This window comes from Mesorhizobium sp. WSM4807 (assembly GCF_055811615.1).
Map to the genome: position 1 here is coordinate 1 of NZ_JBVVQY010000027.1, position 15,934 is coordinate 15,934.

Annotated in this window: 11 protein-coding genes; 10 read left to right on the forward strand and 1 reads right to left on the reverse strand. The window is 61.2% G+C overall.

The genetic code is table 11. The features are described from left to right. Nucleotides 1-313 precede the first annotated feature (313 nt). From AC0L3N_RS26615 to AC0L3N_RS26635, 5 genes are all read left to right on the forward strand, one after another. Nucleotides 314-2,209, forward strand: coding sequence for an ABC transporter ATP-binding protein (locus AC0L3N_RS26615; RefSeq protein ID WP_123148670.1), 1,896 nt, complete (start codon nt 314-316; stop codon nt 2,207-2,209). After that, nucleotides 2,206-4,104, forward strand: coding sequence for an ABC transporter substrate-binding protein (locus AC0L3N_RS26620; RefSeq protein WP_473550458.1), 1,899 nt, complete (start codon nt 2,206-2,208; stop codon nt 4,102-4,104). The genes AC0L3N_RS26615 and AC0L3N_RS26620 overlap by 4 nt, the downstream gene beginning before the upstream one ends. Before the next feature lie 2 nt (nt 4,105-4,106). Further along, nucleotides 4,107-5,105 (forward strand): ABC transporter permease, encoded by a 999-nt coding sequence (locus AC0L3N_RS26625; protein WP_473550461.1) that lies wholly within the window; start codon nt 4,107-4,109, stop codon nt 5,103-5,105. Beyond that, nucleotides 5,102-6,283 (forward strand): ABC transporter permease, encoded by a 1,182-nt coding sequence (locus AC0L3N_RS26630; RefSeq protein WP_123148668.1) that lies wholly within the window; start codon nt 5,102-5,104, stop codon nt 6,281-6,283. Before AC0L3N_RS26625 ends, AC0L3N_RS26630 begins: the two co-directional genes overlap by 4 nt. A gap of 210 nt (nt 6,284-6,493) precedes the next feature. Next, nucleotides 6,494-6,973 (forward strand): class I SAM-dependent methyltransferase, encoded by a 480-nt coding sequence (locus AC0L3N_RS26635; protein ID WP_473485761.1) that lies wholly within the window; start codon nt 6,494-6,496, stop codon nt 6,971-6,973. A gap of 37 nt (nt 6,974-7,010) precedes the next feature. Here AC0L3N_RS26635 and AC0L3N_RS26640 read toward each other — a convergent pair whose 3' ends face one another. Further along, nucleotides 7,011-8,426, reverse strand: coding sequence for a DUF5939 domain-containing protein (locus AC0L3N_RS26640; RefSeq protein ID WP_473485760.1), 1,416 nt, complete (start codon nt 8,424-8,426; stop codon nt 7,011-7,013). 189 nt (nt 8,427-8,615) lie between these two features. On the opposite strand from AC0L3N_RS26640, the gene AC0L3N_RS26645 reads away from it, so the two are divergent. From AC0L3N_RS26645 to AC0L3N_RS26665, 5 genes are all read left to right on the forward strand, one after another. Continuing rightward, on the forward strand, nt 8,616-9,437 hold the full coding sequence (locus tag AC0L3N_RS26645) for a hypothetical protein (RefSeq protein WP_473550462.1): 822 nt from the start codon (nt 8,616-8,618) through the stop codon (nt 9,435-9,437). Nucleotides 9,438-9,511: 74 nt separating this feature from the next. Further along, nucleotides 9,512-10,036 (forward strand): GNAT family N-acetyltransferase, encoded by a 525-nt coding sequence (locus AC0L3N_RS26650; protein ID WP_473550464.1) that lies wholly within the window; start codon nt 9,512-9,514, stop codon nt 10,034-10,036. A 178-nt stretch (nt 10,037-10,214) separates the two neighbouring features. Next, entirely contained in the window at nt 10,215-11,600 is a 1,386-nt protein-coding gene (locus tag AC0L3N_RS26655) for a hypothetical protein (RefSeq protein ID WP_473550465.1), read from the forward strand. Between the two features lie 290 nt (nt 11,601-11,890). Continuing rightward, nucleotides 11,891-15,190, forward strand: coding sequence for an ATP-binding protein (locus tag AC0L3N_RS26660; RefSeq protein ID WP_473550467.1), 3,300 nt, complete (start codon nt 11,891-11,893; stop codon nt 15,188-15,190). An 18-nt stretch (nt 15,191-15,208) separates the two neighbouring features. Continuing rightward, a complete protein-coding gene (locus AC0L3N_RS26665; protein WP_473550524.1) occupies nt 15,209-15,889 on the forward strand; it encodes a redoxin domain-containing protein in 681 nt (226 codons plus the stop codon). Nucleotides 15,890-15,934 lie beyond the last annotated feature (45 nt).

Consider the following 15,934-nt stretch of genomic DNA (forward strand, 5'->3'; position numbering starts at 1 on the left):
ACGAGAACTGGCTCGAGGCGACCCGCTACCTCAACATGGATCATCTGCGCGAGCACAAGAAGGAGAACCTGAGGGCATTGGCCGCCTGAGACGCGGCCGCCATGTCCGCCGCTCCGCTAAACACGGGGGCTGCGCGGCGAACACGCCAACGTCACCGCTGAATGCCACGCCATTTTTGCAGAACTTGACGCACACAACTCCGTCAGGGAACTGGCGACCGATTCGAATCCAAGTTGCTCTAGGCTGGCAATGCGCTAGTCTCGCTTTCTGGGTCTGCCGCCCGGCAGGCTGCCAGAGTGGGGCTGGTGTGAGAATGAATTCGGGTGTTGATCTGCTGCGGATCGAGGATGTTGGCATCTCTTTTGCCATTATCGGGGGACCGTTGCATGCCGTCAGGCGTGCAAACCTTCGCGTCCTGCCCGGCAAGGTTACCGCGCTTGTGGGCGAGTCCGGTTCCGGAAAATCGGTTATAAGCCAGGCAGTGATGGGCATTTTGCCGAAGACAGCCCATGTTCGCGGCCGTATTCTGTTTTCCGATCCTGAAAAGCCCGGCACGACGCAGGATATCCTGCAGATGCCGCGTGACGGACCCGATATCCGGGCGTTGAGAGGCAGCCGCATCGGCAAGATCTTTCAAGAGCCGATGACATCGCTGTCGCCGCTGCACACGATCGGCAACCAGGTCAGCGAATCCCTGCAGATTCATAAGCCCATGGCTCGGGCAGAGCGCAAGGCGCGGACCGAGGAAATGCTCGGCCTTGTCGGCTTTCCCAATCCCGAGCGCGCCTACGACATGTATCCCTTTGAACTTTCGGGAGGATTGCGTCAACGCGCCATGATCGCCATGGCGCTTATCTGCCGGCCCGCCTTGTTGATCGCCGACGAGCCGACGACGGCGTTGGACGTCACCATCCAGGCGCAAATCCTGCAATTGCTGCGCGAGCTTCAGACCAAGCTGAACATGGCGATGCTGCTGATCACGCACGACCTTGGCGTGGTCGCCAATGTCGCCGACGAGGTGGTGGTCATCTACCAAGGCGAGATCATGGAAGCGGGACCTGTCGAGGCGATATTCCGCCGGCCAGGTCACCCTTACCTGAAGGGCCTGATGGCAGCCGTTCCGCATTTCGACCTGAAGCCTGGCGAAAGGCTAAAGGCGCTCCGCGAGGTGCCGGTGAATGTCGAGAACCTGCTCGGCGAGCAGACGGCGCCGGCATCGAAGGGGCCGGACGACATCCTGCTGTCGGTCAGGGATCTGAAAAAGACCTTCACCACCCGCAAGTCCGGATGGTTCGGCGGGGATCATCAAACCTCTGTTCGCGCCGTGGACAGCGTGAGCTTCGATATCAGGCGGGGTGAGTGCCTGGGTCTGGTCGGCGAAAGCGGCTCCGGCAAAACCACCGTCAGCAAGATCCTCATGCGGGCTGTCACCCCTAGCGGCGGCTCTTTGATCTTCAACGGCCGCGATGGACCGATCGACGTCTTGGAAGCCGAGGGTGACGCCCTGCGCATGCTGCGCGCGAAAATCCAGATGGTCTTCCAGGATCCGGTTTCGTCGCTTTCACCTCGCATGACGGTGGAGAATATCTTGAGCGAGCCGCTGGAAATCCATCAGCGTGGCAATGCCGCGTCCCGACTCGCCACGGTCAAGAGCCTGATGCAGGCAATCGGGCTCGATCCGCGCTTCATCAAGCGTTATCCGCACAGTTTCTCCGGCGGGCAGCGTCAGCGTATCGGCATCGCGCGCGCGTTGGCTCTGGGGCCTGAGCTCCTGATCTGCGACGAGCCGGTTTCGGCGCTCGATGTCTCTGTCCAGGCGCAGATCCTGAACCTTCTGAAGGACCTGCAGAAGGAATTGGGCCTGACCTACCTGTTCATATCCCACAACCTGGCGGTGGTGGACTACATGGCAGACCGCATCGCGGTGATGTGCGGCGGGCGTATCGTCGAGCTTGCGCCGCGCGAAATTCTGCTTAGGAAACCGGTCCACCCCTACACGCGCTCACTGGTCGCCGCAGTACCTTTCGCCGATCTCGACAGGCCGATGGATTTCAAGACGCTGAAGCTCAGCGGCGCTTCCGACACCAGCGCATGGGGATCGCAATTCCGCGACGAGGGCGACGAGGATATGCTGTCGCCGCTCGACCTTGGCGGCGGCCACCTCGTGCTGGCCCGGCGTACGGCCGATGTCAGCGAGTTACGCCATTGATCAGCCGGCGCACCGTCCTTGGACTTATGGCTTCGGCATTTCTGCCGGGCACGTCGCGCGCCGGCGATCTGGAGCCGGAATTTCTTCAGCCGCAGCTGAAGGCCAGGGCGCTGCCGGCACTCGCCGAACGCTTGCCCAAGAGCCCGCGCGCGTTGAACCTCGCCGCGATGGGCCGGCAGCCCGGCCAGTATGGCGGCACGCTGCGCACGATCATCGGCAGCCAGAAAGATATCCGAATGATGACGATCTACGGGTATGCTCGCCTGGTCGGCTATGACGAAAAGCTTAACTTGCAACCCGACATTCTCGAAAGTTTCGACGTAGCGGATGATCGCGTCTTCACTTTCAAGATTCGGGAAGGGCATAAATGGTCTGACGGTAGCCTGCTGACGCCGGAGGATTTTCGCTATTGCTGGGAAGATGTCTGGCTGAACGATGAGCTTTCGCAAGGCGGGCTTGCCCCGGCCCTGCTGGCGGACGGCAAGCCGCCACGTTTCGAGATCGTCGATCCGTCGACGGTCCGCTATAGTTGGGATGCGCCCAATCCCGACTTCCTGCCCAAGCTTGCTGCTGCTTCGCCGCTATCGCTTGTTCTGCCGGCCGCCTATCTCAAGCAGTTCCACAAGAAATACCAGGATCCATCCCGACTCACCGGCCTAATGAAGGAGAACCGGGCCCGGAAATGGACGCTCCTGCATATCCGCATGTCGCGGCAGTATCGCCCGGAGAACCCGGAACTGCCGACGCTCGATCCCTGGCAGAACCGGACCAAGCCGCCGGCTGAGCAGTTCGTCTTCGAGCGCAACCCGTTCTTTCATCGAATAGACGAGAATGGCCGGCAACTGCCCTATGTTGACCGGATTGTCATGAATGTCAGCTCGCCGGCGATCATTTCCGCCAAGACCGGTGCGGGCGAGAGCGACCTGCAAAGCATGGGAATTGACTTCACGGACTACTCCTTCCTGAAGGATGCGGAGAAGCGCTACCCGGTGAAGATGCATCTCTGGAAACGCACACAGGGTTCGCGGCTGGCGCTGCTGCCCAATCTGAATTGTGCCGACCAGGTGTGGCGTGGCCTTCTTCGTGACGTGCGCGTGCGCCGCGCCCTTTCGCTCGCTGTGGACAGGCGCGAGATCAATTTGGCCGTGTTCTACGGATTGGCGCAGGAAAGTGCCGATACGGTCCTGCCGGAGAGCCCGCTCTACCGGCCGGAATTCGCGAAAGCCTGGGTCGCCCATGATCCCGACCAGGCCAATGCGCTGCTCGACGAGGCCGGGCTTCAGACGCGTGACGATGACGGCCTGCGGATACTTCCCGATGGACGCCCTGCGCAGGTCATAGTGGAAACGGCCGGCGAAAGCACGCTGGAAACCGACGCGCTCGAACTCATCACCGATCACTGGCGCAAGATCGGGATCGCCCTGTTCATCCGGACTTCGCAGCGCGATATCTTCCGCAGCCGCGCGCTTGGCGGCCAGATCATGATGTCGATGTGGTCGGGCATCGACAATGGCGTGCCGACCGCCGACATGAACCCGTACCAGCTGGCCCCCACCATCGACGACCAGCTGCAATGGCCGCTCTGGGGTGCTCACTACTTGTCTCATGGCAAGGTCGGTGAGGCGCCCGATCTTCCGCCTGTCGTCGAGTTGATGGCTTTACTCAAGCGCTGGAAGGCATCGACCGAAGCCACGGAGCGCGCCGAAATCTGGAATTCAATGCTGTCGATCTACACTGATCAGGTGTTTTCGATCGGCACCGTGAACGGAACGCATCAGCCGGTTCTGGCGTCATCGCGGCTGCGCAATCTGCCTGACAAGGCGCTCTACGGCTACGACCCGACCGCCTATTTCGGTGTCTACATGCCGGATACATTCTGGCTTGGAGAGTCCTGAGCGTGTTTCGATATTTTGTCTGGCGCATCGCCGTGATGGTTCCAACGCTGCTGGTCATATCGGCGCTGGTGTTCACGATCATCGAACTTCCCCCAGGCGACTATTTCGACAGCTATGTTGCCGAGCTTCGGGCTCAGGGCGAAGCGGTGGATTCTGATCGCATCGAGATGATGCGCAAGGACTATGGTTTCGACCAGCCACCGGTTATTCGCTACTTCTACTGGGTCGGCGGGATGCTACAGGGCGATTTCGGCTATTCCTTCGAATATGATCTGCCGGTTCGCGACGTCGTCGGGGACCGAATGTGGCTGACGGTGCTGGTTTCCTTCGTCACGATCATCTTCACCTGGCTCATCGCCTTTCCGATCGGCATGTACTCCGCCACGCATCAATACAGCTGGGGCGACTACGGCCTGACTTTCTTCGGCCTTCTCGGCCTTGCCATTCCGAACTTCATGCTGGCGCTGATCCTGATGTATTTCGCCAACATCTGGTTCGGCACATCCATCGGCCATCTCATGGACCAGCAATATCTCGGCGAGCCGATGAGCTGGGCCAAGGCGAAGTCGATCCTCGCCCATCTCTGGATTCCGGTCTTGATCATCGGCACCGGGGGCACGGCAAGCATGATCCGGCGGCTGCGCGCCAATCTGCTCGATGAGCTACACAAGCAATATGTCGTGACCGCGCGCGCCAAAGGCCTTCATCCGTTCAAGGCGCTGGTCAAATACCCGCTGCGCATGGCGCTCAATTTCTTCATTTCCGACATCGGCTCTATCCTGCCGGCCATCATCTCCGGCGCCGAAATCACGGCGATCGTGCTGTCTTTGGAAACGACCGGGCCGATGCTGATCAAGGCGCTGCAAAGCCAGGACATGTATCTGGCAGGGTCGTTCCTGATGTTCCTCGCCTTCCTGACGGTCATCGGTGTCCTGATTTCCGACCTGGCGCTGGCGCTGCTTGATCCACGAATTCGATTGCAGGGCGGCAGCACCAAATGAACACGCATTCGCCGCTGCCCGCTCCGGGTGCTCCACTTCAACACTACGTTTCCACCGCGCCCATTGACCTGCAGTCGGTCGAGGCGATGACGCCGGAGCAGTCGAAGGTCTTTCAGGCGTCGCAGTTACGGCTGATGTGGTGGAAATTCCGGATGCACCGGCTTGCCGTTATATCCGGCATATTCCTGGCAGCGCTTTATTTCGGGATACTGATTTGCGAGTTCCTGGCGCCATACAATCTGCACACGCGCAACATGGACTACATCTATTCGCCGCCGCAGCGGGTGCACCTGTTCCACAACGGCCAGCTCGTCGGGCCGTTCGTCTATGGCCGCCAGATGACGCTTGATATGGACACGCTCAAGCGGAACTACATCGAGAATCAGGATGATGTTCAGCGGATCCGTTTCTTCTGCAAGGGCGACAGTTATCAGTTCTGGGGCCTGATCGAAGGTGACAGGCATTTTGTCTGCCCTGCCGAAAACGGCCAGCTCTTTCTAGCCGGCACTGACAGGCTGGGGCGCGATGTGCTCTCGCGCATCATCTATGGCGCACGCATTTCACTAACAATCGGTCTCGTCGGCATCAGTTTCAGCTTCCTGCTCGGCATTGTCATCGGCGGACTGGCCGGCTATCACGGCGGTATCTTCGACCTGATCGTTCAACGGATAATCGAAGTTCTCCAATCGATCCCCAGCATTCCGCTATGGCTGGCTCTGGCAGCGATCATGCCGATAACCTGGAGTCCGATCCTCATCTATTTCGGCATCACCGTCATCCTCGGGCTGCTCGACTGGACTGGACTGGCGCGGGCCGTGCGTTCAAAGCTTCTAGCCTTGCGCGAGGAGGATTACGTTCTGGCCGCGCAATTGATGGGCGCCAGAAGCAGCCGCATCATCGGGCGGCATCTCATTCCCGGCTTCATGTCGCATCTGATCGCGACGGCGACGATCTCCGTACCCGGCATGATTCTGGGCGAGACGGCGCTGAGCTTCCTCGGGCTCGGCCTGAGGGCGCCGATAACCAGCTGGGGCATCCTGCTCACCGAGGCGCGCAGCGTCAGCGTGATCGCGTTCTATCCATGGCTGCTTTTGCCGATGCTCCCCGTCATTCTCGTCATCTTGGCGTTCAACTTCCTCGGCGACGGCTTGCGGGACGCCGCAGACCCCTACAAGTGAGATCGCTATTCCGCCGCGCGCCGGGCCGCCGACTCCACCCAGTATGATCCTTGTCGGCAGCCTGTGCGGTTATTGCAGTGTTCATCGTTCGCCTCTATATGTGGCGAGACGCGATCGGGGGTTTAACACGTCGCCCTCGGGTTCACCCGTGAACCGTTCTGGTCGCGGGCATTGCCGATCTCTTGAGCTGGTTCAGACACACAAACGCATATGACTCGCCTCGAGAATTTCATCAGCAGGATGACCGCACAGCGCGACATTCTCGATCAAGTCTGCCCCGAGGTGGCGAAGATGGAAGGGCTGGTGCTTGAGCTCGGCCTTGGCAATGGCCGGACGTTCCACCATCTGCGCGAGCGCCTGCCCGGACGCCGGATCGTGGTGTTCGACCGCGCACTTGGCGCACACGCCAGCTCAATTCCCGAAGCTGAAAACCTCGTGCTCGGCGAAATACGCGAGACGGCGAGCAGGTTCATTGGCATCGACGCGGCTCTTGTTCATGCCGACATCGGCACCGGCTATGACGATCGCGATGCAGTGACCTCTACCTGGCTTCCCGATCTGATCGCGCGCCTGCTTCGCGTCGGTGGCATCGCGGTCAGCGGCACGCCGCTCGATCACCCGCTGTTGCAATATCTCCCGCCACCGCCTTCGGTGCCCGCCGATCGTTATTTTGTCTGCAGGCGCGTGTGAGGAGCCGAGACGACTCAAATCTTCAGGGGCCAAATCTTCAGGGGATCGTATATACTGCTATCTCCCGCGCAATGCCGCGCAGCGAGACCTCGTGGGGTACGGGCGTCAGCGCGTTCCTGTGCAACAGATCGGCGGTGAGATTGTCGTCGACCACCGCACGAGTGGCGAAGATCGCCTGTGCGTTGGCAAGATTCTGGACCCGCGAAGCAATATTGACTGTCTGGCCGAAATAGTCCTGTCGCTCGTTCATAGACACGGCGATGCAGGGGCCGGCATGGACTCCGATCTTGAGCAGCAGATCCTCGCGCCCGCTCTTGTCGTTGAGCGCACGCATGGCATCGCGCATCCTGAGGGCCGCAGCAATTGCACGATCAGGCGTCGCGAAAGTCGCCATCACCGCATCACCGATCGTCTTCACCACCGCGCCTGCCTCCGCCGCGACGATCTCGTGCAGAACCTGGAAATGCACGCGCACGAGATCGAAGGCTGAAAGATCGCCCACCCGCTCGTAAAGCTCGGTCGATCCGCGCAGGTCGGTGAACAGGAAGGTCAGGCTGGTGATCTTCAGGCGCTGGTTGATGTCGAGTGTATCCGTGCGATAGAGATCGCGGAACGTCTGGTTGGTGAGCAGGCGCTTGGCGGTCAGGAAGGGCCGGCGTTTGCCCAGGAAATCATGCAATTCCTGGCCGGCGATGAAGACCGTCGGCAGCACGCGGGCGTCGGTCCTGTTTTCCAGCGAAATGCGCAACGGGCCGGGTTGCATCTCCAGCGTCTGGTTCTGGACATGGTCGCGGTCAAAGACCAAAGACAGGCTTCGGCGCTCTTTTGTTGGTTCGCCCTTCCCGTCGATGAACTGCACTGAATGGGTGACCGGCTCGAAGACGATGATGAATTCGGACGGAAGCTGTATGGGCAGAACCGCCTTTTCACCGGGGGCAAGCTCGATATCCTCCAGCGAGAACGCTTCTATCTTTTTCGCGAAATCCTCTTCCGGCAGATCGACGCCGGACCCCCAGTAGATCTGGCGGAAGTATTCCATCAACGGCAGTTCGTGTGGATTGTGGGCGGCAATTCTGCGCACGCGGGGACTGACTGTGAATGTCACCTCGACCATCTCGTCGAGGGTCGGCGAATAGCCCTCGGAGCACAGCGCGCAGGTGTATTCGTCCTTCTGCAAGGTTTTCAGCGTGGCGTTGGTGTCGAGCACGCCGCCACAGCCGGGGCACAGAACATTCCAGGAGATGTCGAAGATACCCACCCGTGCCGCATGGAGAAAGGCGCTTATGGCGCGTTCCTCATCGAGGCCATGCTTGCTGGCGAAGGCTGGCGCATTGATGCGGCAAAGTTCGCGGTCCTTGCCCTCCGCGATGGTTCGCTTGATCGCGTCGATTGCCTGCGGATCGACATCGGTCGATTGCCGCAGAAGCGAGAACAGATCCTGAGCTTCGTTCATCGTGCAGGCTCCGGAAAATGCGCCCCGAGGCGTCTTTGCTCCGAGTTCTCCATCTTACTTCGAAACGGATCGTACGGCCATTCGAATAGATAAGCCTGGTGACAGTTCAATTTCCATTCGGCGGATTTTCACCGGCCGCAAGCGGCACTATGATGGTCCACGGGGCATTCATCTTTGGGACTTTCTCCCATGCCGACATCCAGCAACCCGCCATTTCCCGCGGCCCTGCGCCTTTTCTCTGTGGTGGTCATCATCGTGCTGATAGTAGGCGCCGGCCTGTTTTTCGCGCCTGTGCTGGTCAAGCCGCGCTGGCCTTGGGCCGTCACGCCGTTCAATGCCCGCTTCCTCGGCGGCTTCTACACCGCCGAAATGGTCGTGATGGCGGCGCTGCTGGTCTGGAATCGCTGGTCGCCCGGCAGGCTCGTGCTCGTCATGGCGTTCATCTTCACCGTCATCGTGTCGGTGGCTTCGTTCATCAATCTCGGCTATTTCAACTTCGAGCGCAAAGCGCCCTGGCTCTGGTTTTTAGTCTATCTCGCTTCGGTCGCGGTATCCGGGCTGTTCCTGTGGCGGGCCAGGGCCCGTCCTTCTGCAAAAGGCGTGACCTTAACCCCCGCATGGCGCGGCTACATGCCGGTGGAATCGGCGATCGTTGGGCTCTATGGCGTCGGCCTGTTGCTGTTTCCCCTGACATTAGGCAGCATCTGGCCATGGCCGATCGACGCCTTCCACGCTCAGGTCTACAGCGCCATCTTCCTCGCCGGTGCGGGCGGCATATATCTCGTCTGGAGAAGCGCGCCGCGCGAAGAACTGCTGGTGCTCGGCTTGGCGCAGTTTCTGGTTGGCCTGCTTGCCATCCTTGGCCTCGTTATCACCGACGCTGCGGTGCACCGGATCGACTGGACAGCGACCGGGACATTGTGCTGGCTCACCCTTTTTGGCTGGATCGGCATCAGCGGCGTCTTCAAACTCTACGCCGCCTCCCGGTATTTTAGTTCACAATCGGCATAGGTTGCGGAGACGGCTGGATTTTTAGGTGACGTCCGGTGCATCGTGCCAGGCCGATTGCCTTCGCCGGGTACGCCATGACCAGCACGACCTCGCCACCCTCCGAAAAAATCCAGCCGCAGCTCCGGTCCGTCCGGCCAAGCGATGCGGAGGCGCTTTGCGCTATCTTCAACATGCCGGGCTTCCGCTGGGGCACGCTGAGGATGCCCTTCGAGATGGTGGAGCAGGTGAAGCGGCGTATCGCCAAGTCCGGCCAGGAAACCACCTGGATCGTTGCCGAGTTGGACGGCAAGGTCGTCGGCCATGGCAGCCTGGTCGTGCAGGGTTCGCCGCGCCGTTCGCATATCGGCGAGATCAATATCGGCCTTGACGATGCCTTTGTCGGCAAGGGTATCGGCTCTGCCATACTTGGCGCGCTGCTTGACGTGGCCGACAACTGGCGCGCCCTGAAGCGGGTCGAATTGACCGTCTATGCCGACAACGAACCGGCCATCCGTCTCTACACAAGACACGGCTTCGAGGTCGAAGGCCGGCATGTGAAGGCCGGTTTTACCGACGGCCAATACCACGACCTCCTGAGCATGGCCCGGCTGCGGTTCTGAGATCCGCTGTTTGGCCTTAACTGTTTAGCCAATCTAACAATTCGTGCCGTGTCGGCGAACAGGCGATTGCTCATGAAGAACTCCGTTGGATATGGTCAGCAATCTATGTGTGGGCCGGCCGCATCCAGCAAGTCTGGTCTCCCTTGGCGTTTGCACCGCAAGCGGCTAGACGGGACCAATGACCGCCGTCTTTGACCCAACCCCTACGCCTCCGGTGGAAATTCTGGCTGTGCTGTCGCTGCTCTGCCCGGAAGTCGTGCGTGACATCGAGCAGAACTGGAATGCACCGGTTTCCGATTACGCCCGCCATCTGTGGCGGCCGGTGGCAAGGCCTGCATCGGGCCCGGCGATCGCTGCCCGCTCGATCCTGCGCGAAGTCCTGCATCAGCGCCTTGGTGTGATCTTGCAGCCTGAAGAGATCGGCAAGGCCCTCGAAGAGTTCGAGCACAGACCGGTGATTCAGTCCGGCCTGCATTGCCTGCTTCTGATGGACCGGATCACCTTCGATGCCCTCCTGCTTGCCTGGCTCGGCGCGGTCGAAAACGGGCTGTCGGCCTTTTTCGGCTTCATGGGAACGACGATGACCATGGAGACAATTGGCCGGGAGGGGCCGGGATGGCTCGATGTCGGTGACGACAAGGTCAACCTGTTTGGCATGGGGCGCCACAAACTGTGCCGCAAAAGCGCCTGCGTGGCCGGTCCCGTCTCCCTCAACAAGCGCGCGCTCGAGGCGGTGGGCGATGAAACGGATGCCAGCCGCTGGCTGGGCACACTGCTTGCCAGCCAGGACAAGGTGTTTGAAACCGCCGCCGATGCGCTGACAGCCCTCAACGAGGGTCTGGTCGCCGATTGGGATCGTTCCGGCATGGCCCTGCCGGTTTTCATCGATGATCGGCTCGCCGCGGCTGCCATGGCGCGGCATCTAGAATATGACGGCAGCCTTCTTTCCAGGCTGCTCGTTGAGCCCCCAAGGCGCCAGCGTCTCGAACGTGCCCTGCGAGAGGCCGCATCAAGCCCATTTGGCAGATTCCTACCCAATGCCACGGCCTATTTCTGGGGCATCCGCGAGGAGCGCGTGCGCAAGCTCGTCCTCGAGAACGGGCACCTGATCGAGCCTGGCAGGCCGCATGGTCTTTCCATCCCATTCGAGCGGCCGCATCTCAGGCAGGCGCTGCTGGACGGCGTGCTGCTGCCGAACTTGTTCCTGATGTTCCTCGTCCTTGCCATATTGCCGCGCGTGCGGGTTGTGGGCGGCCTGAGACAGATTGGCTATGTAGCGCTTTTCCACTCGATCCTGCTGGCTGCGCTAGACGAAAACGCGCCGGAAGAGCGCGATCTGGCTGCGGAGCTGCAGGTTCGGGAAAATGCCTGGGGCATGCGGGTCATCGACGAAAAGATCTCGGTCCGCGAGCAGCTTGCCGGCCTGCCGGAAGGGGCGCTCTTCCCGGACCTGCTCCGGCAATACCGTTTGCGGACATTTGCCGAGACGACCGACGACCTGAAACTGGTTCGCGAAAACGCCCGATGGCGCAAGATCGGCCAGGCAGAGATCAAGGCGAGCTGAGCCTTACTTCAGGTTGATTTCCTAGTGCGCAACCGCAAGCGACGGCGATCTATCGGTGAGCCTCTGGCGTCTGATCCGGCCGCTTCCTTGACGCTGATGCCTTTCGGGATTTCGACGACGGCTTCCGCCCGAATCGGCAGCGCTCTGCCACCGGACCCACACGGATCGCTCGATGCCCATTTGCGCTGCCGCTTGCCGGTCGACGGCTATCGGTGCATCCTTGTGAATAGCCTGGCCGTGAAGTGCGTAGCGAGATCACCACGTCACGGCCCCTAGTGAGGTCTGGTTCGATGGACTGCCCGGGCTGCGGTTTCGAGGTTGAGGGCGGTTACGCCTTCTGTCCGAGGTGTGGCAGGCGCCAGCCCGTGCCATGCGTCAGTTGCGGCTACCCCTGCGCACCTGATTTCGAGTTCTGTCCGAAATGTGGGGCAAGCCTCGGTGCGCCCGCAAAAGCCGTCGAACGGCCTGCTCCGACACCAAGCCGGACCATTGTGCCGCCTTCTCGAACTCCGTCGCTGCTTCCGAACATCGAAAGCGAAGAAGGGCTGCATCCCGTCTCTGACGCCGATCGCCGGACGGTAACGGTCCTGTTCGCCGACCTTTGCGGCTTCACGACACTCAGCGAGCAGCTTGACCCCGAGGTCATGCAAGCGCTGCAGAACGAACTGTTCAAGGAATTGACGGCGGCCGTGCGAAACTTTGGTGGTTTCGTCGACAAATTCATCGGCGATGCACTGCTCGCTTTGTTCGGTGCGCCGGTCGCGCATGAGGACGATCCGGAACGTGCGCTTCGCGCCGCCCTCGACATGATCGCCCGGACGGCGCGGCTCGGCGAAAGCGCCCCCCACTCCGGCTCGCCTCTGTTACTCCACATCGGCATAAACACTGGTCCGGTCGTTACTGGCGGATTGGGCATCGGCACCGCCAAATCCTATTCGGTGACCGGCGACACCGTGAATACGGCGCAACGCCTGCAATCGCTGGCCGCGCCGGGTGAGGTGCTGGTAGGCGAGTTCACTCACAGGCTGACCCGGCATGCCTTCTCTTACGAGTCGCTGGGTGATGTCGTGCTTCGCGGCAAGGCTGGCAGTGTGCTCGTCCATCGACTGGATGCACCGCTTGCGGCGCCGCGTCCAGCGCGTGGGCTCGAGGCGCTCGGCCTCAGCGCGCCGATGATAGGTCGTGGTGCGGAGCTCAATAGAATGCTGGCGAGCCTTGACCAGGCGTGCAGCGGCTCGGCCCAACTTGTCCGCCTCGTCGGAGAAGCCGGTATCGGGAAATCGCGGCTGGTGAAGGAGTTCGTCGCCCGCGTCGGCGACGAGGATCGTTTTCGCAACGTCGCCGTGCGGCAGGCCACGTGCTCACCGCTGGGCGAACGATCATTTGGCGCCTTGGGCGCAGTGGTGCGCAGCGCTGCCGGGATGATGCAAAACGACAATGGGGACGAAATGCGGGGGAAGCTCGCAGGCTTGCTTACCGATCTCGGCCTGCAGGGCGATGAGGCGAAGCGGCTGATGCCTTTGCTCTACCATGTGCTTGGCCTTGGCGACCCCGATGCCACCTTGCAGCATGTCGAGCCCGAACAGCTGCGGCGGCAAATTCTCTACGCAGTCCGCACAATCATCGAACGGCGGCTTGCGTTGTCGCCGCTGTTGATTGTCGTCGAAGACCTGCACTGGGCCGACGCCGTGTCGCTCGAGGCACTGCGTTTCGTGATGGACAGGTTGGAACGCACGCGGTTGATGTTGCTGGTCACGCACCGTCCGGCGCCGGACAACGACCAGCTCGACTCAAGTCGGGTCAGTCACACAGCGCTCAGGCTTTCGCCGCTCAACAATGATGACGGACGCAGCCTGCTGGCGGCGCTTTTCGGCGAGAGCTGGGTTAACTCCGCAGGAGGGCTTCTCGACCAGATCCTTGAGCGCGCGGGCGGCAACCCCCTTTTTGTAGAGGAGATCGTCCGCGGCCTTATCGATCGCGGTGTACTGATGCGCGAGGGCCAGCGATGGCGGACTGTGGCAGGCGAAGTCGCAACCGGCATTCCCGCCACTATCCAGGCAATGTTGCTTGCTCGCGTCGACCGGCTGCCCCAAGAGGTGCGCCGGTTGGCCCAGGAAGCCGCGGTAATCGGCCCGCGCTTCGATGCCACACTTCTGAAAACCGTGACAGCCGACCCCGGCCGGCTAGAAGCCGGCTGCGAACTGCTTTGCGATGCGGAAATCATCGAGGAAGTTGCCGGATCAGGCTCGGTCTCGTCGCAAAGCTACCGCTTTACGCAAACATTGCTGCAGGACGTGATCTACCAGAATCTGCTCCTGCAACGCCGGACCGACATCCACGGGCGGGTCGGTGCTGCCTTGGAGCAACTGTGCGGCGACAAGCCGGAACGGCTCGAGGATTTGACCGTGCTCGGTCATCATTTCGCACAGAGCGCCGAGCGGGAGAGGGGCGCGCGTTACCTGCAGGCGGCGGGCGATCGCGCTCGCATGATATACGCCAACGACGACGCCCTTCGTTTCTACGAGCGAGCACTGACTGCGTTGGGCGCGATCGGGCAAACACCGCTCAAACTGGCAATTGCAGAGCGCATTGCCGATTTGAGCGGCCCGGTAGGCCGCCGCGAGATCGCGCACCACCACTACGAGACGGTGTTGCAGGCATACCGCGAGTCAGCCAATCGTGTCGCGTCGGCGCGAGTTTTGCGTAAGATCGGTCGGCTGCTCTGGGACGTCGGCAAGCGGGACGAAGCAGAATCCCGCTATGCTGAAGCGGCAGCGCTCCTCGATGGAGCGGATGCCCCGATCGAGCAGGCGCATCTCTGGCAAGAACGTGGCCGACAGGCGTTCCGTAGCGGAGATCACGCTCTCGCGGCAAAATGGGCAGACGCGGCGCTGGATTGCGTACGCTCTCTGACAACGGAGCATGTCTCCGAGGTAGGGTGTGATGCCACTCTTGTGACCGCCGAGGCACTTAATACCAAGGCTGTTGCGCTGGCTCGCCTTGGGCGAAACCGTGAAGCCGTGCGTCAGGTTGAGCGTAGCATTGAATTGGCCGAAGCCGCCGGTCTACTGGGCGCGGCCTGCCGCGGCTACACCAATCTCGGGGTGCTTTACACGACCATCGATCCGGCACAGGCGATGGAGGTCTGTCGGCGCGGTCTTGAAGTGGCGTGCCATATTGGTGATTTGGGTTTCCAGGCGCGCCTCCTCGCCAACCTGGCGGTCGCTTGTTGCACTTTCACGGATCGCTGTCCAACGGAGGGCGTGCCTGCTGCCGAGAAGGCCATCGAGATCGACCGGGCGCTCGACCAGCGCGAGCACCTGCCGGTGCCGTTGATCGTGCTTGGGCAGATCCACCAGTGCAACGGCCGTCCGGAACTGGCGGTTGGCTTGTTCCAGGAAGCGCTGGACGTAGCCCGCGAAACGGGCGAGCCCCAACTGCTGTTTCCGTGCTATGATGGTCTCGCAACGCTTAATCTCGACCTCGACAATCTGGCCGAGGCCGAACGCTACTTTTCCCTGGCGCAGGATATATGCGCCCAGCACGGGCTCGACCCGGAAGCGCTTGTGGTGCTGCCTTTTCTCGACTAGCTGGGTTGGAGGTTGGAAATGTCCGCGCGTAGTGACTTGGTACCCCTTCAACCGGGCGACCGTGCGCCGAACGTGGTACTCGACGCCATTACCCAGGAAGGCAAGATCGCGCTTGACGACTTTCGCGGACAAAAACCGGTGCTGGTCGGCCTGTTTCGAGGTCTGCATTGTGCGTTTTGCCGGCGCCATATCGCCGCCCAGGCGCGGCTTGATCCGCAGCTGCGCGAAAAGGGCGTGGAGAGCCTGACGGTGGTCAACACGCCGATCGAACGGGCGCGTCTCTATTTCCGCTACCACCCGATACCGAATCTGCTCGCGGCCTCCGACCCTGAACGCGCTTCACATCGTGCTTTTGGACTGCCCAATCTCGAATTCACCCAAAACGAGACGAACTGGCCGTACAAGGTCTCGATGGCAGCGGTAAAGGATATGCGGGTCGACATACCAAGCGAGTTGCCCGGTCCTATGGATCCTATTGCGGCCGGCGAAATCCTCGACAAGAAGGACAATTACGAAATGACCGAAGCCGACGAGCAGATGATGGCAACGGGACACGGACAACTGGTCGGTCAGTTCCTGCTGGACCGGCAGGGGATCGTCCGCTGGAGCTTCACGGAGGTTCCAGAGGGTGGGCGATACATGTTTGGGGCGCCAAACCCGCAGGAGCTGATGTCAGCGGTGTCCCAAGTCGCCCAATAGACTTGCGAACGAGGTAAACGGGCGGGACACTGACAAGTTCACCGT